Here is a 15,306-nt window from a genome sequence, read left to right on the forward strand (position 1 = left end):
GGTGGTCGAACAGGTCGTGCCGGAAGAGTACGGCGGCGAGTCGCCCTTCGTGAGCGTCTCGGCCAAGACCGGCCAGGGCGTCGACGAACTGCTCGAGCAGGTGCTGCTGCAGGCCGAAGTGCTGGAACTGAAGGCGCCGGTGGACGCGATGGCCAAGGGCCTCGTGATCGAGGCGCAGCTTGACAAGGGCCGCGGCCCGGTGGCGACGGTGCTGGTGCAGTCCGGCACGCTCAAGACCGGTGACGTGGTGCTGGCCGGCCAGACCTTCGGCCGCGTGCGCGCCATGCTGGACGAGAACGGCAAGAGCATCAAGTCGGCCGGTCCCTCCATCCCGGTGGAGATCCAGGGCCTGACGGAGGTGCCGCAGGCGGGCGACGAGTTCATGGTGATGACCGACGAGCGCCGTGCGCGCGAGATCGCGACCTACCGTGCCGGCAAGTTCCGCAACACCAAGCTGGCGCGGCAGCAGGCGGCCAAGCTGGAGAACATGTTCTCCGAGATGACCTCCGGCGCGGTCAAGACCGTGCCTATCATCATCAAGGCCGACGTGCAGGGTTCGCAGGAGGCGCTGTCGCAGTCGCTGCTGAAGCTCTCCACCGAGGAGGTGAAGGTGCAGATGGTGTACACCGGCGTCGGCGGCATCAGCGAGTCGGACGTCAACCTGGCGATCGCCTCCAAGGCCATCATCATCGGCTTCAACGTGCGGGCCGATTCCGGCGCGCGCAAGCTGGCCGAGGGCAATGGCGTCGAGCTGCGCTACTACAACATCATCTACGACGCGGTGGATGAACTGAAGGCGGCCATGTCCGGCATGCTGGCGCCCGAGAAGCGGGAAGAGGTCATCGGCTCCGCCGAGATCCGCACCGTGTTCGTGGCGTCGAAGATCGGCACGGTGGCGGGTTGCATGGTCACCTCCGGCACGGTCACGCGCAATGCGCACTTCCGTCTGCTGCGCGAGAACGTGGTGGTCTACACCGGCGAACTCGAATCGCTCAAGCGCCTGAAGGATGACGTGCGCGAAGTCAAGGAAGGCTTCGAGTGCGGTATCAAGCTGAAGAACTACAACGACATCAAGGAAGGCGACCAGCTCGAATTCTTCGAAGTCAAGGAGATTGCGCGGACGCTGTAATCCTCGAACAGCCGAATGCGGACATCCAGACGCAGAAGACGCAAAGGTTTCGCAGAAGACGCAAAAGAACATCCATCGAGGATTTCTTGGCCTCTTCTGCGACTTCTGCGTAACTTCCGCGCCTTCTGCGTCCGGATGTTTGATTCTGGTTTTCAGCAACCCTCGCAAGAGTCCCCATGCCCAAGAAGTCCACCAAACCCAATCGCGCGTTCCAGATCGCCGATCAGATCCAGCGGGATCTGACGGAGTTGATCGCGCGTGAGTTGAAGGATCCGCGGGTCGGCATGGTCACGATCCAGGCCGTGGAGGTCACGCCGGATTACGCGCATGCCAAGGTGTTCTTCAGCATCCTGGTGGGCGATCCGCTGGAGACGCAGGAGGCCTTGAACCAGGCCGCCGGTTTCCTGCGCAACGGCCTCTTCAAGCGCCTGCACATCCACACCGTGCCGACGCTGCACTTCCACTTCGACCGCACCACCGAGCGGGCGGCCGACATGAACGCACTGATCGCGAAAGCGGTCTCCTCGCGGGCAAAGGAAGACTGAAAGAATTGGGGTCAGATTCCAATTTCCTGGGATTTGGCTCGCACTGCCAAATCATGATGCGGAAATTGGAATCTGACCCCAATTCATTTAGCACCAGGGTGCAGCGGCGCCCTGTGCATGGGGTATTGCTGCTCGACAAGCCGCTGGGGTTCTCCAGCAACGATGCACTGCAGAAAGCCAGGTGGCTGCTGCGGGCCGAAAAGGGCGGTCATACCGGCACGCTCGACCCAATGGCCACCGGCGTTTTGCCGCTGTGCTTCGGCGCGGCAACGAAATTCAGCCAGATTCACCTCGACGCCGACAAGACCTATGAAGCCGTGGCCCAACTGGGCGTGCGCACGGCGTCGGGCGACAGCGAAGGCGAAGTGATGGAGCGGCGCGACGTTCCGACCATCACGGCCGAACGGCTGGCAGCGGTGCAGGCGCAGTTCACCGGCACGATCATGCAGGTGCCGCCCATGCACAGCGCCTTGAAGAAGGACGGCAAGGCGCTGTACGAATACGCGCGCGCCGGGGTCGAGGTCGAACGCGCGGCGCGCGAGCTCAGGATCTTCGATTTGCAGCTGAGCCTGGTCGGGCCCGCACTGCTGAAGATTGCCGCCAAGGTCAGCAAGGGGACGTACATCCGCACCCTCGGCGAAGACATCGGAGCGGCGCTCGGCTGCGGCGCGCACCTGGTTTCACTGCGAAGAATTGCCACCGGGCCGTTCGATGTGAACCAATGCATCACGCTGGCGGAACTCGAGGCGCTGAATGAATCAGAGAGAGAGGCCCGGCTGCTGGCGGTGGAATCGCTGCTGCCGGGTCACGCGCGCGTCACGCTCGGCACCGAAGATGCCGGGCGGTTCCTGAGCGGTTTGCGCCGGCGCGGAAACTGGCAAGACGCCCCTGAAGTGGCTGTCTTTGCTCCCTCCCCCGCTGGGGGAGAGCCCCCCTCCCAACCTCCCCCCGGAGACGGGAGGAGTGAAATCCGGACTCCCTTCGCCGAAGGGAGGAGTGTGTTGCTGGGCACAGGACACACGAAGGCCGGTGAGTTGATTCCGACTCGCCTCCTGAGCCCGATCGAAATCCAACAAATCCTGGGTTCAGAGGAGCCCTCACCAGTCATATGAGCACGCAGATCCGAAACATCGCCATCATCGCCCACGTCGACCACGGCAAGACCACCATGGTCGACCAGCTGTTGCGCCAGTCCGGCACCTTCGCCGACCACGAGAAGGTGGTCGACACCGTCATGGACAACAACGCCATCGAGCGCGAGCGCGGCATCACCATCCTGGCCAAGAACTGCGCGGTGAGCTGGAAGGGCACGCACATCAACATCGTCGACACCCCCGGCCACGCGGACTTCGGCGGTGAAGTCGAACGCGCGTTGTCGATGGTCGACGGCGTCGTGCTGCTGATCGACGCCCAGGAAGGCCCGATGCCGCAGACCCGCTTCGTCACCAGGAAGGCACTGGCCCTGGGCCTGCGTCCCATCCTGGTGGTCAACAAGGTCGACAAGCCGGGCGCGAACCCGCAGAAGGTGGTCAACGCCGCCTTCGACCTGTTCGACAAGCTCGGCGCCACCGACGAGCAGCTCGACTTCCCGGTGGTCTACGCCTCGGGCATCAACGGCTGGTCCTCGATGGATGAGGGCGCCGCGGGCGAACAGTGGGGCACCGACATGTCGGCGCTGTTCGACACCATCCTGGCGCACGTGCCGCAGCACGAGGGCGACCCTGACGCTCCCCTGCAGCTGCAGATCTCCGCGCTGGACTACTCCAGTTTCGTGGGCCGCATCGGCGTGGGCCGCGTCAACCAGGGCACGATCCGCCCGATGATGGAGGTGCTGGTGATGGAAGGCCCGGACGGCAAGGCCTTCAAGGGCAAGGTCAACCAGGTGCTGACCTTCGAGGGCCTCACGCGCGTGCAGGTCAAGGAATGCGGCCCGGGCGACATCGTGCTGATCAACGGCATCGAGGAGATCGGCATCGGCGTCACCTTGACCGATCCGCTCAACCCGGCACCGCTGCCGATGCTGAAGATCGACGAGCCGACGCTGACGATGAACTTCTGCGTCAACACCTCGCCGCTCGCCGGCCGTGAAGGCAAGTACGTCACCAGCCGCCAGATCTGGGACCGCCTGCAAAAGGAACTGCAGTCCAACGTGGCGCTGCGCGTGAGCGACACCAGCGAAGAGGGCGTGTTCGAGGTGATGGGCCGGGGCGAACTGCACCTGACCATCCTGGTGGAGAACATGCGCCGCGAAGGCTACGAGCTGGCCGTGTCGAAGCCGCGCGTGGTGTTCAAGAACGTCAATGGCGTGCGCCACGAGCCGATCGAGCTGGTGACGGCCGACATCGAGGAGCAGCACCAGGGCGGCGTGATGCAGGCACTGGGCGAGCGCAAGGGCGAGCTGGTGAACATGGAGTCGGACGGCCGCGGGCGCGTGCGCCTGGAATACCGCATCCCGGCGCGTGGCCTGATCGGCTTCTCCAACGAATTCATGAACCTCACGCGCGGTTCGGGGCTGATCGCCAACATCTTCGACGGCTACGAGCCGTACAAGGGCGAGATCGCCAGCCGCAAGAACGGCGTGCTGATCTCGATGGACGACGGCGAGATCTTCACCTACGCGCTGGGCAAGCTGGACGACCGCGGCCGCATGTTCGTCAAGCCGAACGATCCGGTGTACGAGGGCATGATCGTGGGCGTGCACAACCGCGACAACGACCTGGTCGTGAACGCGACGCGCACCAAGCAGCTGACCAACTTCCGCGTCTCGGGCAAGGAAGACGCGATCAAGGTCACCCCGCCGATCGACCTGACGCTGGAATACGGCGTCGAGTTCATCGAGGACGATGAACTGGTGGAAGTCACGCCCAAGTCGGTCCGCCTGCGCAAGCGCTACCTGAAGGAACACGAGCGCAAGCGCGCGGTGCGCGAAGCGGCGTAAGTGACGGGGGCTCGACGAGCCTTGGGCTGAACAAGTCTTTCTTGAACGCAGAAGGCGCAGAAGAAGCGCAGAAGACGCAGAAAACTTCGAAAGTTTTTTCTGCGTCTTCTGCGTGACTTCTGCGCCTTCTGCGTTCAGCCCGGCGCAGCCGTCCGGGCCATGAGCATGCGCGGCCCTCGTTAAGATCCCCGCTCGCACGCGCGCAAAACGACAATGAAACTCACCCACACCCAAGCCGTCTTCGGGATGGTCGCGGTCACTCTCATGTGGTCGATCGCGGGGGTGATCACGCGGCATCTGGAGCAGGCGCGCAGTTTCGAGGTGACCTTCTGGCGCAGCTTCTTCACCGTGCTGTCGCTGCTGGTGATCCTGCCGTTCTTCCAGGGCCGCAGCGTCTTCGCGAACATCCGCCGCGGCGGCTGGCCCTTGTGGCTGTCCGGCCTGTGCTGGAGCGTGATGTTCACCGCCTTCATGGTGGCCCTCACGCTCACGAGCGTCGCCAACGTCCTCGTGACCATGGCGCTCGGCCCCTTCGTCACGGCGCTGATCGCGCGCATCTTCCTCGGCCACCGCGTGCCCCTGCGCACCTGGCTCGCCATCCTGGTCGCGGGCAGCGGCATCGTCTGGATGTATGGCACCCAAATGGAATCCGCCCATGTGGCCGGCACCTGGGTCGCGCTGTGCGTGCCGCTTGCCAGCGGCGTGAACTGGACGGTCTCGCAGCGCTCGCACGCGCACGGGGAGGCCATCGACCTGGTGCCAGCCGTGCTGCTCGGTGCGGCGATCTCTTCGCTGGTCACCTTGCCCCTCGCGACGCCGTTTCGCGCCTCGGCCCATGACGTGGGCCTGCTGGCGCTGCTCGGGCTGGTGCAGCTGGCGATCCCCTGTGTCCTGGCCATGCTCTGCGCCCGCGTGCTGCAGGCGCCCGAGGTAGCGCTGCTCGCCTTGCTGGAAGTGATCTTCGGCATCGTGCTGGCATGGATTGGCGCCGACGAGATCCCGGGGCAGACGGTGCTTTCGGGGGGCGCGCTGGTCATGGGCGCACTGGTGGCGAACGAAGTCGTGGGATGGAGGCAGAGGACATGAGCGGAGAAGTCATCGCGGAGGTCTGCGGCAGCGCGGGCCTCATCACCCTGAACCGCCCCAGGGCGCTCAATGCGCTGTCGCTGGAAATGATCCGCGCTCTCACGGCGGCCTTGCTGGCGTGGCGCGACGATCCGCGCATCGAGCGCGTGGGCGTGCGCGGCATGGGCCGCGAAGAGCCGTTCGGCGCCTTCTGCGCCGGCGGCGACATCCGCTTCTTCCACCAAGCGGTGCTGGCGGGCGATCCGCGGCTCGAGGATTTCTTCACCGAGGAATACACGCTCAACCACCTGATCCACGCCTATCCCAAGCCGTACATCGTGTTCCTGGACGGCATCGTGATGGGCGGCGGCATGGGGCTGAGCCGACACTTCGCGCCGGCCGCCCCAGGGGGCGTCTCAGAAGGTGCGGTCGCTACAGCGTCCGCACGTCCCGCGCACGGCAGCGACCACGGCCTGCGCATCGCCACCGAGCGCACGAAGATGGCCATGCCCGAAACCAACATCGGCCTCTTTCCCGACGTGGGCGGCGGCTGGTTCCTGGCCCGCTGCCCGGGGCGCATCGGCGAATACCTCGCCCTCACCGGGCAGTTGATCGGCGGCGGCGATGCGCTCGCGGCGCGGCTCGCGGACGGCGTGCTGCACTCTTCGCAACTGCCCGCGGTGTGGGAGAGCCTGGCCGACGGCGAAGCCTTCGAGCAGCTGCGCGAAGCCTTGCGCTATTCCGCGGCGCCGGGAGGCAGCGCCTTGGCCGCGCAGCGCGCGGACATCGATCGCTGCTTCGGGCGGGCCACGGTGGCCGAGATCGTTGCCGCACTGGAAGGCGAGGGCTCGACCTGGGCCGGCGAGACCGCCGGCCTGCTGCGCCAGCGTTCGCCGCTGATGCTGCACGTGACGCTGGAACACGTGCGCCGTGCCCGCTACATGACGCTGGCGGCAGACCTGCGCATGGAGCGCGACATGGTGCGCCACTGTTTCCAGCTGCGGCCCGGCACCGCCAGCGAGACCTTCGAGGGCATCCGCGCGCTCGTGATCGACAAGGACCACAGCCCGAAGTGGAATCCAGCGCGGATCGAGGACGTGACGCCGGAGATGGTGCAGGCGTTTTTCGTCAGTCCGTGGCCCGCGCATGCGCATCCGCTGCGGGCCCTGGGGTGAAGGCGGACATCCGCACGCGCTTCACAACTGCTTGTACACCGCCTCCGCCAGCACCAGCAGCGTCTGCCGCGGCAGCTTGCCGGAGAGCGCATAGCCGAAGCCCTGGTCCACCCAGTAGAAGCTCGCGATGCTGCGCTCATCGGTAAAGCGGAAGGCGGTTTCGTCCATGCCCTTGGCACCGGCGGCATCGACCGCGCCGATATACAGCGTGACCCGCTCACCGGCCGCGTTCTGGAACATGAACTGCGCGCGCGCGCGGCTGTTGTCACCGGGCAGCAGGCGCCCGCCCACCAGTTCGTAGCCGGCGGCCGCGAGGTTGGGCACCTTCAACTGCCGGTTCAGGCGCTTGGAGAGCCACTGCACCAGGTGCTGCTGCTGGGTCGCCTCGACTTCCACCGGATGCCGCACTTCCGGCAGGTAGACCGCGTACGCCGCGGTGGCCTGGTGCACGAAGGCGACCGGGCCGTTGCCGCGCACGCCCGTGACGGCGTCCCAGCGCGCGTGCCCGCCCCAGCCCAGCCCGAAAGCCAGCAGCACCGCGGCGGCCATGCCGCCCCAGCGCTGCCACCGGGCGAAGCGGCTGCTGCGCCGATCGAGCTGCATCGCCGCCTGCAGCAGGTGGGCCGGCACCGGCTCCTGCAGCATTTCGGGATGCAGCGTGCGCAACGCGTGCCGCTGCTGGCTCCATGCGCGCACGCGAGCCGCCGCGCCTTCGTCGCCGGCCAGCCGCGCGCGCACCGCGGCGTGGCGCTCGGCATCGAGCCGGCCATCCACGTAAGCGTGGAGTTCGGCTTCGTCGTCCGGCAACAGGTGGTTGTCGTCGTTCATCGTCGTTCCATTACTTCAGTCGGCGCAGTGCCGGCGCGGCGGGCGTCGCGCCCGGCGCGCGCCCTTCCATCAGGTCCCGCAGCCGCGCCCGCGCCCGCGACAACCGCGACATCACCGTGCCTATCGGCACGCCGGTGATGCGCGCCGCATCCTGGTAGCCCAGGTCCTGCAGCGTCACCAGCAGCAGCACCTCGCGCTGTTCGGGCGGCAGCCGCAGCAGGCAGCGTTGCAGGTCCATCACCTGGTCCGGCACGCCTGCCGGCGACAGCAGTTCGTTGGCCACGTCGTCCACGTCCACCCGCTGCCCGGCCTGCTGCCGCACCGCGCGCCGGGCCGAGTCGACGAACAGGTTGTGCATCAGCGTGAACAGCCACGCGCGCAGGTCGCTGCCCGCCGCCCACAGCTGCCATCTTTCGCAGGCGCGCTCCAGCGTGTCCTGCACCAGGTCGTCGGCCGCCCAGGCATCGCCGGTGAGCGAGCGTGCGTAGCGGCGCAGGTCGGGGATGTGTCCGACCAGGCTGTTGTGGGATGCGGCAGGAGGGGCCATGGGCGCGAGACTATCCGAGGACGGCGGATGCCGCATCGGGTCATCCGCGCACGCGCCCGCCGGCGGCACTCCGCCGCATGCATCGTGGCGCGGCGCCTGCAGTGCGCCGCGCAAGGCAGTCGGTCGCGGGGCGACGCCAGCGCCCCGCGGCGGCCCCTTCACGGGCGCGCGAGGCGCCAGGCGTTGTTGAAGCCGTCGCCGGTGCGGTCGCCGGGCTTCATGTCCTTGTTCCAGTAGTACACGGGCTTGCCGCGGAAGGCCCATTGGCGCGAGCCGTCGTCGCGCACGACGACCGTCCAGTCGCCCGAGGACATGTCGCTGGCGTTGGCCATCAGCGGCGGCCACGCGGTGGCGCACTGGCCGTTGCAGGCCGACTTGCCCGAGCCCATCGTGTCGCGGTCGAAGGTGTAGAGCGTCATGCCGTTGGGCCCGACGTACACGCCATCGGACATGCGCGCCGGCGAGGCCGAGGACATCATCGGCATGTGCATCGAACTGCAGGCCGCGAGCAGGGCCACGGCAGCGAGGGGGGCAAGGCGAAGGAAGGGGCGCACGGTGTTCTCCAGGAATGCTTCTGTCTGGATGAACGCGTGGACCACCCACTTTATTCCACGCGAACCGTTGATCGGTTGATCAGCGGTGCCGCTCCTTCATCGCGCGCTCCACCTCGCGCTTGCCCTCGCGGTCCTTGATGGTGTCGCGCTTGTCGTGTTCGGCCTTGCCCTTGGCCAGCGCGATTTCGCACTTCACCTTGCCTTCTTTCCAGTACATCTGGATCGGCACCAGGGTGTAGCCTTTCTGCTCCACTTTGCCGATCAGGCGCTTGATCTGCTCCTTGTGCATCAGGAGCTTCTTGGTGCGCGCCGTCTCGGGACTGACGTGGGTCGACGCCGTGTGCAAGGGGTTGATCAGGCAGCCGATCAGGAACAGTTCGCCCTCGCGGATGACCACGTAGCCGTCGGTGAGCTGGGCCTTGCCGCCGCGCGCCGCCTTGACTTCCCAGCCTTGCAGCACCATGCCCGCCTCGAACCGCTCCTCGAAGAAGTAGTTGTAGGCGGCTTTCTTGTTGTCGGCGATGCGGGAGTGCGTTTCTTTCTTTGTGGACATGGACTGACAGATGGGCCCGGCCTGGGCTCTCTACAATGCGGCCGGGTTCGCGATTCTCCATGAAAACAGTCCACAAATCCGTCCTCATCTGGTACAGCGCCGAAGAGATGTTCGCGCTGGTCACCGACGTGGCGAAGTACTGCGAGTTCCTGCCCTGGTGCGACCGCGCCAAGATCATCGCCCTCGAGCCGGATGGCATGAAGGCGGAGATCGGCATCTCGTTTTCCGGCATCCACCAGACCTTCACCACGCGCAACACGCACGTGCCCGGGCGCGCGGTGCGCATGAAGCTGGTCGACGGGCCGTTCTCCAATCTCGATGGCTGCTGGAAGTTCCAGCCGCTCGGGGAAGGGCAGCGCGCCTGCAAGGTCACGCTGGAACTGCAGTACGCCTTCAAGAGCGCGGCACTGGCGGCGCTGGTCGGCCCGGTGTTCGACAAGATCGCGGGCAACCTGGTCGACGCCTTCGTCAAGCGCGCCGAACAGATCTACGGCTGATGCAATGCCGCGCGTGATGGTGCTCCATTCGCCCGCGCCGCGGCAGGTGCTGGAGTGGCCCGTGGAACTGCCCGCGGGCGCGACCGTGCGCGATGCACTGGTGGCGAGCGGCTGGAGCGGGTCGCAGTCGGTCGAGGCGCTGGCCACGGCGGAGGTCGGCATCTGGGGCCGGCGCTGCCCGCTCGGCCAGCCGCTGCGCGAGGGCGACCGCGTCGAGATCTACCGCGGGCTGGTGGTGGACCCCAAGGTGGCCCGCCGCGAGCGCTTTCGCAAGCAGGGCGCGCGCGCGGCCGGCCTGTTCGCGCAGCGGCGCCCGGGGTCCAAGGCCGGTTACTGACGATCCGGCTGCTGGCAGTCGCGCGCGATCACCTCTTGCAGGTGCTTGATCTCGGTGGCGCGCTGCTGGTCGTCGAGGTATTCGCGCTCGCCCTGGGCATTGACGCGGGCCATGCGCTGGCCGGAATCGAAGTTCGACTTGGAGGTCTTCGCCCGCTCGCAGTTCTCCGCGCGTCCGGCAGCGACCTTCTCGTCGTCCGCCTTCTTCTTGGCGGCCTCGGCGGCCAGGGCCTGCTTGCGCTTTTCTTCCAGCACCGGGTCCTTGCCGCTCGGCTTGGGCAGCACGGGCAGGGCCGCGGCTGCAGCGCCCGCGGGGCCAGCGGTGGCGACCGGTGCGTCGGCCGCGGGCAGCGAACGGCCGCGCGGCGCGCGCAGGACGCGATTGGCCGGGATGTCGCCCGGAGGTGCCTGGTCGCTGAAAACCTTGTGGCCGTCCTTGTCCAGCCACTGCCATTGCGCCGAGGCGGCGAACGGCAGGGAGCACACCAGGGCAAGCAGGGCAATGCGGGCAGCGTTCATGCGAGCAAGTGTAGCTCGGCGGGCCGCAAGGCCAGCCAGCTGCGGCCCTCGGCGTGGCGCGCCAGCCCCACGTGGCCTGTGTGAAATTGCACGCGGGTACAATCCTTTTTTTGGAGCCCCTGACATGCGCCTTCTCGGCAAAGCGCTCACCTTCGACGACGTGTTGCTGGTGCCGGCGTTCTCCCAGGTCCTGCCCAAGGACACCTCGCTCGCCACCCAGCTCTCCCGCAACATCACCCTGAACCTGCCGCTCGTGTCCGCTGCCATGGACACGGTCACCGAGGCGCGCCTCGCGATCGCCATCGCGCAGGAAGGCGGCATGGGCATCGTCCACAAGAACCTCACGGCGCAGCAGCAGGCGGCCGAAGTGTCGCGCGTGAAGCGCTACGAATCCGGCGTGCTGCGCGACCCAGTGATCATCACGCCGCAGCATACGGTGCGCCAGGTGATCGCGATGCAGGAGCAGCTGGGCATCTCCGGCTTCCCGGTGGTCGACGGCGGCAAGGTGGTGGGCATCGTCACCGGCCGCGACCTGCGCTTCGAAACCCGCTACGACGTGCCGGTGGCGCAGATCATGACGCCGCGCGACAAGCTGATCACCGTGCGCGAGGGCACCAGCCTGGTCGATGCCAAGGCGCTGTTGAACAAGTATCGACTGGAGCGCCTGCTGGTGATCGACGATGCCTTCGAGCTCAAGGGCCTGATCACCGTCAAGGACATCACCAAGCAGACCAGCTTTCCCAACGCCGCGCGCGATGCCCGCGGCCGGCTGCGCGTGGGTGCGGCGGTGGGCGTGGGCGAGGGCACCGAGGAACGCGTCGAGGCGCTGGTCAAGGCCGGTGTCGACGCCATCGTGGTCGACACCGCGCACGGCCACAGCAAGGGCGTGATCGAGCGGGTGCGCTGGGTCAAGCAGAACTATCCGCAGATCGACGTGATCGGCGGCAACATCGCCACCGGCGGCGCGGCGCGCGCGCTGGCCGAGGCCGGCGCCGATGCGGTCAAGGTCGGCATCGGCCCGGGCTCGATCTGCACCACCCGCATCGTCGCGGGCGTGGGCGTGCCGCAGATCATGGCCATCGACAGCGTCTCGACGGCGCTGCAGGGCACCGGCGTGCCTCTCATCGCCGACGGCGGCATCCGCTATTCGGGCGACATCGCCAAGGCCATCGCCGCCGGTGCCAACTCGGTGATGATGGGCGGCATGTTCGCCGGCACCGAGGAGGCGCCCGGCGAGATCGTCCTGTACCAGGGCCGCAGCTACAAGAGCTACCGCGGCATGGGTTCCATCGGCGCGATGCAGCAGGGCAGCGCCGACCGCTACTTCCAGGAAGCCACCAGCGGCAACCCGAATGCCGACAAGCTGGTGCCCGAGGGCATCGAGGGCCGCGTCCCCTACAAGGGCTCGCTCGTGAGCATCGTCTACCAGATGGCGGGCGGCGTGCGCGCGGCCATGGGCTACTGCGGCTGCGCCACCATCGAGGAGATGCGCTCGCGCGCCGAGTTCGTGCAGATCACCGCCGCCGGCATGCGCGAGAGCCACGTGCACGACGTGCAGATCACCAAGGAAGCGCCGAACTACCGGGCGGATTGAACCGTTCTGGCCAGACTTCCAAGATCTGGCCTGGAGTGATATGATCTGGCCAGATTTTCAATCTCTGGCCAAATCATGCAGCGCACCGGCATCTACGAAGCCAAGAACAACTTTTCCGCCCTGATCGAGGCCGTGGAGAACGGCGAGGAAGTGCGCATCACGCGCCACGGCAAGGAGGTCGTGCGCATGCTGCCGGTGCGGCGCAAACCGGTGATCACCGACGAACAGATCGCGCGCGAGCTCGAGCAGATCGACGTCCTCCACCGGACCATCCGTCCGGGGCCGGACTGGCGCGAACTGCGCGCAGAGGGCCGGCAGGAATGACCGCCTTCGTGCTGGATGCCTCGGTGACGGCGGCATGGCTGCTGCCGGACCAGGCGAGCGAGCATACCCGCCGCCTCTATGGCCGCATCCGGCGCGACGAAGTCGAGCCGCAAGCCCCTAACCTGTGGCAATGGGAATGCGCCAACATCCTGGCCAACGGCGTACGCCGGGGCCGCATCCCCACCGCCAGCGTCGAAGGGCTCTGGAACGTGCTGGAAGCGGTGCGGCACCGCGTTGAACTGCACGAACTCGCTCCCGCGCAGCACAAGGCCGCCCTGGCGGTCGCACTGGACGCCGGCCTGTCGGCGTATGACGCCGGCTACATGTGGCTGGCACGCTCCCTCAACCTGCCCCTGCTCACTTTCGACCAGCGCCTGGCGCACGCGGCTGCGGGCTGCGGCGTGCGCCTGATCGACATCGCATCGCTTTGAACATGCAACACGACAAGATCCTCATCCTCGACTTCGGCTCGCAGGTCACGCAGCTGATCGCCCGCCGCGTGCGCGAGGCGCACGTCTATTCCGAAGTGCACCCCTGCGACGTCAGCGACGAATGGGTGCGCCAGTACGCGGCCGACGGCACGCTCAAGGGCGTGATCCTCTCGGGCAGCCATGCCAGCGTGTACGAGGAGTCCACCGACCGCGCCCCGCAGGCCGTGTTCGAACTGGGCGTGCCGGTGCTGGGCATCTGCTACGGCATGCAGACGATGGCGCAGCAACTCGGTGGCAAGGTGGAGCCCGGGCACAAGCGCGAGTTCGGCTTTGCCGCCGTGCGCGCGCGCGGCCACACGGAGCTGCTGCGCGACATCGCCGACTTCACCACGGCCGAAGGCCACGGCATGCTGAACGTGTGGATGTCGCACGGCGACAAGGTGGTCGAGATGCCGCCCGGTTTCAAGCTGATGGCCTCCACCGAAAGCTGCCCGATCGCCGCCATGGCGGACGAGGCGCGCCGCTTCTACGCCATCCAGTTCCATGCCGAGGTCACGCACACCGTGCAGGGCCACGCGATCCTCGAGCGCTTCGTGCGTGGCATCTGCGGCGCGCGGCCCGACTGGGTGATGCGCGACCACATCGGCGAAGCGGTGGCGGCGATCCGGCGGCAGGTCGGCGACGAGGAGGTGATCCTCGGCCTCTCGGGCGGCGTCGATTCGTCGGTGGCCGCGGCGCTGATCCATCGCGCCATCGGCGACCAGCTCACCTGCGTGTTCGTCGACCATGGCCTGCTGCGCCTGGACGAGGGCGACATGGTGATGGAGATGTTTGCCGGCAAGCTGCACGCCAAGGTCATTCGCGTCGATGCGGCGGACCTGTTCCTCGGCAAGCTGGCGGGCGTGAGCGAGCCCGAGCAGAAGCGCAAGATCATCGGCGGCCTGTTCGTCGATGTCTTCAAGGCCGAGGCCGCGAAGATCAAGGAGACGCATGCTCGCCAGGTCGCCTGGCTGGCGCAGGGCACGATCTACCCCGACGTGATCGAGTCCGGCGGTGCCAAGAGCAAGAAGGCCGTGACGATCAAGAGCCACCACAACGTCGGCGGCCTGCCGGAACAACTCGGGCTGAAGCTGCTGGAGCCGCTGCGCGACCTGTTCAAGGACGAAGTGCGCGAGCTGGGCGTGGCGCTCGGCCTGCCGCCCGAGATGGTGTACCGCCATCCCTTCCCGGGCCCCGGCCTGGGCGTGCGCATCCTGGGTGAAGTCAAGCGCGAGTACGCCGACCTGCTGCGCCGCGCCGACGCGATCTTCATCGAGGAACTGCGCAACTTCCGCGACCCGCACTCCGGCAAGAGCTGGTACGACCTGACCAGCCAGGCCTTCACCGTGTTCCTGCCGGTCAAGAGCGTGGGCGTGATGGGCGACGGCCGCACCTACGACCACGTCGTGGCCCTGCGCGCGGTGCAGACCAGCGACTTCATGACGGCGGACTGGGCCGAACTGCCTTATGCGCTGCTCAAGAAGGTCTCCAGCCGCATCATCAACGAGGTGCGCGGCATCAACCGCGTCACCTACGACGTGAGCAGCAAGCCGCCGGCGACGATCGAGTGGGAATGAGGCCGTGCGCACCTACCTGAATTGCCCGTTCGCCGAGAAGGACGAAGCCAAGTCGCTGGGCGCGCGCTGGGACGGCGCGAAGAAGCGCTGGTACATCGAGGACGCAAAGGACCTCGGGCCGTTTGCCCGCTGGCTGGCGCAGGACGGGGCGGCGCCCGCAAGCGCCAAGGCGCGGGTCGACGCGTCACCCGGTGTGCGCACCGGGCCGAAGGAGGTGCCGCACTGCGGCTGCGACGCGCTGCCGTGGGAGTCGTGCGTGCACACGCCGGCCGCCAGGGCCGAGCGATAGGCTTTGTCCCTCGGATGTCATTGCGGGCTTGACCCGCAATCCGTGCAGCGGTGGTGCGAGCGCCGCGTGGATCCCGGGTCGAGCCCCACTGCTGTCCGGAATAGCAAGTTCCAGCATGTGCCTGTTCAGACTCGGAACAGGCCGAGCGTCGTGCGGAGACTTGAAAAGCACCTGAGGTCAGTCCGCCACGACAGCGACCTGAGCGGCAAAGCCGCATGCGGGCGGGCTGCGGCGCGCGACGGGGCGTCCCGATCGCGCCAGGCGCGATCGGGCAAACCTGCGCTGGCCGGTCTTGCGGCCCGCGCGGCCGAACTCGCTGCGAGTTTGACTGCTGCGCAGCCAAACTCTCCGCTCGATCACACGTCC

At 67.2% G+C, this 15,306-nt stretch carries 19 protein-coding genes; 13 read left to right on the forward strand and 6 right to left on the reverse strand.

Features of this window, described 5'->3' with window-relative positions; all coding sequences use genetic code 11:
• From infB to JWP60_RS24815, 6 genes are all read left to right on the forward strand, one after another.
• Positions 1 to 1,129, forward strand: a 1,129-nt coding sequence (infB, locus tag JWP60_RS24790) for a translation initiation factor IF-2 (protein WP_299797622.1), incomplete at its 5' end; no start/stop codon positions are given.
• A 176-nt stretch (positions 1,130 to 1,305) separates the two neighbouring features.
• Entirely contained in the window at positions 1,306 to 1,674 is a 369-nt protein-coding gene (gene rbfA / locus JWP60_RS24795) for a 30S ribosome-binding factor RbfA (RefSeq protein WP_299797625.1), read from the forward strand.
• Between the two features lie 56 nt (positions 1,675 to 1,730).
• Positions 1,731 to 2,786, forward strand: coding sequence for a tRNA pseudouridine(55) synthase TruB (gene truB / locus JWP60_RS24800; protein WP_299797669.1), 1,056 nt, complete (start codon positions 1,731 to 1,733; stop codon positions 2,784 to 2,786).
• On the forward strand, positions 2,783 to 4,612 hold the full coding sequence (gene typA / locus JWP60_RS24805) for a translational GTPase TypA (protein WP_299797627.1): 1,830 nt from the start codon (positions 2,783 to 2,785) through the stop codon (positions 4,610 to 4,612). The genes truB and typA overlap by 4 nt, the downstream gene beginning before the upstream one ends.
• 213 nt (positions 4,613 to 4,825) lie before the next feature.
• Positions 4,826 to 5,698 (forward strand): DMT family transporter, encoded by an 873-nt coding sequence (locus JWP60_RS24810; RefSeq protein ID WP_299797630.1) that lies wholly within the window; start codon positions 4,826 to 4,828, stop codon positions 5,696 to 5,698.
• Entirely contained in the window at positions 5,680 to 6,852 is a 1,173-nt protein-coding gene (locus JWP60_RS24815; protein ID WP_299797632.1) for an enoyl-CoA hydratase/isomerase family protein, read from the forward strand. The genes JWP60_RS24810 and JWP60_RS24815 overlap by 19 nt, the downstream gene beginning before the upstream one ends.
• A 21-nt stretch (positions 6,853 to 6,873) precedes the next feature.
• Here JWP60_RS24815 and JWP60_RS24820 read toward each other — a convergent pair whose 3' ends face one another.
• The 4 genes from JWP60_RS24820 to smpB all read right to left on the reverse strand — a co-directional run bounded on the left by JWP60_RS24820 (position 6,874) and on the right by smpB (position 9,334).
• Positions 6,874 to 7,680 carry an anti-sigma factor gene (locus JWP60_RS24820; protein ID WP_299797635.1) on the reverse strand — a complete coding sequence of 269 codons (807 nt, stop codon included), beginning with the start codon at positions 7,678 to 7,680 and terminating at the stop codon, positions 6,874 to 6,876.
• A gap of 10 nt (positions 7,681 to 7,690) precedes the next feature.
• Positions 7,691 to 8,227: a sigma-70 family RNA polymerase sigma factor gene (locus tag JWP60_RS24825; RefSeq protein ID WP_299797638.1), complete on the reverse strand. Its 537-nt coding sequence runs from the start codon at positions 8,225 to 8,227 to the stop codon at positions 7,691 to 7,693.
• Positions 8,228 to 8,385: 158 nt separating this feature from the next.
• The gene (locus tag JWP60_RS24830; protein ID WP_299797672.1) at positions 8,386 to 8,718 is read right to left on the reverse strand and encodes a hypothetical protein; all 333 of its coding nucleotides are present in this window, start codon (positions 8,716 to 8,718) and stop codon (positions 8,386 to 8,388) included.
• A gap of 142 nt (positions 8,719 to 8,860) precedes the next feature.
• Complete coding sequence (gene smpB, locus JWP60_RS24835) at positions 8,861 to 9,334, reverse strand: SsrA-binding protein SmpB (protein ID WP_299797641.1); 474 nt, start codon at positions 9,332 to 9,334, stop codon at positions 8,861 to 8,863.
• 59 nt (positions 9,335 to 9,393) lie between these two features.
• On the opposite strand from smpB, the gene JWP60_RS24840 reads away from it, so the two are divergent.
• Together JWP60_RS24840 and JWP60_RS24845 are read left to right on the forward strand one after the other, a co-directional pair.
• Positions 9,394 to 9,831, forward strand: coding sequence for a type II toxin-antitoxin system RatA family toxin (locus JWP60_RS24840; RefSeq protein ID WP_299797644.1), 438 nt, complete (start codon positions 9,394 to 9,396; stop codon positions 9,829 to 9,831).
• A gap of 4 nt (positions 9,832 to 9,835) precedes the next feature.
• Positions 9,836 to 10,168 (forward strand): RnfH family protein, encoded by a 333-nt coding sequence (locus JWP60_RS24845; protein WP_299797647.1) that lies wholly within the window; start codon positions 9,836 to 9,838, stop codon positions 10,166 to 10,168.
• On the opposite strand, the gene JWP60_RS24850 is transcribed toward JWP60_RS24845, so the two are convergent.
• Positions 10,162 to 10,686, reverse strand: coding sequence for a DUF4124 domain-containing protein (locus tag JWP60_RS24850; RefSeq protein ID WP_299797650.1), 525 nt, complete (start codon positions 10,684 to 10,686; stop codon positions 10,162 to 10,164). The two genes, JWP60_RS24845 and JWP60_RS24850, sit on opposite strands and share 7 nt — an antisense overlap.
• 124 nt (positions 10,687 to 10,810) lie before the next feature.
• Here JWP60_RS24850 and guaB point away from each other — a divergent pair, with 124 nt between their 5' ends.
• The 5 genes from guaB (at position 10,811) to JWP60_RS24875 (ending at position 14,940) form a co-directional block, all read left to right on the forward strand.
• Entirely contained in the window at positions 10,811 to 12,280 is a 1,470-nt protein-coding gene (guaB, locus tag JWP60_RS24855; RefSeq protein ID WP_299797653.1) for an IMP dehydrogenase, read from the forward strand.
• A gap of 75 nt (positions 12,281 to 12,355) precedes the next feature.
• Entirely contained in the window at positions 12,356 to 12,604 is a 249-nt protein-coding gene (locus tag JWP60_RS24860; RefSeq protein WP_299797656.1) for a type II toxin-antitoxin system prevent-host-death family antitoxin, read from the forward strand.
• A complete protein-coding gene (locus tag JWP60_RS24865) occupies positions 12,601 to 13,035 on the forward strand; it encodes a type II toxin-antitoxin system VapC family toxin (RefSeq protein WP_299797659.1) in 435 nt (144 codons plus the stop codon). The genes JWP60_RS24860 and JWP60_RS24865 overlap by 4 nt, the downstream gene beginning before the upstream one ends.
• A 2-nt stretch (positions 13,036 to 13,037) precedes the next feature.
• Entirely contained in the window at positions 13,038 to 14,651 is a 1,614-nt protein-coding gene (guaA, locus tag JWP60_RS24870; protein ID WP_299797662.1) for a glutamine-hydrolyzing GMP synthase, read from the forward strand.
• 4 nt (positions 14,652 to 14,655) lie between these two features.
• The gene (locus JWP60_RS24875) at positions 14,656 to 14,940 is read left to right on the forward strand and encodes a DUF5710 domain-containing protein (protein ID WP_299797665.1); all 285 of its coding nucleotides are present in this window, start codon (positions 14,656 to 14,658) and stop codon (positions 14,938 to 14,940) included.
• 177 nt (positions 14,941 to 15,117) lie between these two features.
• On the opposite strand, the gene JWP60_RS24880 is transcribed toward JWP60_RS24875, so the two are convergent.
• On the reverse strand, positions 15,118 to 15,306 hold a 189-nt coding region (locus JWP60_RS24880), incomplete at its 5' end, for a hypothetical protein (protein ID WP_299797667.1).

This window comes from Ramlibacter sp., from assembly GCF_028291745.1.
Lineage (GTDB): Bacteria > Pseudomonadota > Gammaproteobacteria > Burkholderiales > Burkholderiaceae_C > Ramlibacter.

Excerpts from the sequence above, each read along its gene's own strand:
- guaA (WP_299797662.1), top strand. The coding sequence starts at position 13,038 with ATGCAACACGACAAGATCCTCATCCTCGACTTCGGCTCGCAGGTCACG.
- JWP60_RS24815 (WP_299797632.1), top strand. The coding sequence starts at position 5,680 with ATGGAGGCAGAGGACATGAGCGGAGAAGTCATCGCGGAGGTCTGCGGC.
- JWP60_RS24820 (WP_299797635.1), bottom strand. The coding sequence starts at position 7,680 with ATGAACGACGACAACCACCTGTTGCCGGACGACGAAGCCGAACTCCAC.
- JWP60_RS24825 (WP_299797638.1), bottom strand. The coding sequence starts at position 8,227 with ATGGCCCCTCCTGCCGCATCCCACAACAGCCTGGTCGGACACATCCCC.
- truB (WP_299797669.1), top strand. The coding sequence starts at position 1,731 with ATGCGGAAATTGGAATCTGACCCCAATTCATTTAGCACCAGGGTGCAG.
- JWP60_RS24865 (WP_299797659.1), top strand. The coding sequence starts at position 12,601 with ATGACCGCCTTCGTGCTGGATGCCTCGGTGACGGCGGCATGGCTGCTG.
- typA (WP_299797627.1), top strand. The coding sequence starts at position 2,783 with ATGAGCACGCAGATCCGAAACATCGCCATCATCGCCCACGTCGACCAC.
- JWP60_RS24845 (WP_299797647.1), top strand. The coding sequence starts at position 9,836 with ATGCCGCGCGTGATGGTGCTCCATTCGCCCGCGCCGCGGCAGGTGCTG.
- JWP60_RS24860 (WP_299797656.1), top strand. The coding sequence starts at position 12,356 with ATGCAGCGCACCGGCATCTACGAAGCCAAGAACAACTTTTCCGCCCTG.
- JWP60_RS24840 (WP_299797644.1), top strand. The coding sequence starts at position 9,394 with ATGAAAACAGTCCACAAATCCGTCCTCATCTGGTACAGCGCCGAAGAG.
- JWP60_RS24810 (WP_299797630.1), top strand. The coding sequence starts at position 4,826 with ATGAAACTCACCCACACCCAAGCCGTCTTCGGGATGGTCGCGGTCACT.
- smpB (WP_299797641.1), bottom strand. The coding sequence starts at position 9,334 with ATGTCCACAAAGAAAGAAACGCACTCCCGCATCGCCGACAACAAGAAA.
- rbfA (WP_299797625.1), top strand. The coding sequence starts at position 1,306 with ATGCCCAAGAAGTCCACCAAACCCAATCGCGCGTTCCAGATCGCCGAT.
- JWP60_RS24830 (WP_299797672.1), bottom strand. The coding sequence starts at position 8,718 with ATGCACATGCCGATGATGTCCTCGGCCTCGCCGGCGCGCATGTCCGAT.
- JWP60_RS24850 (WP_299797650.1), bottom strand. The coding sequence starts at position 10,686 with ATGAACGCTGCCCGCATTGCCCTGCTTGCCCTGGTGTGCTCCCTGCCG.
- guaB (WP_299797653.1), top strand. The coding sequence starts at position 10,811 with ATGCGCCTTCTCGGCAAAGCGCTCACCTTCGACGACGTGTTGCTGGTG.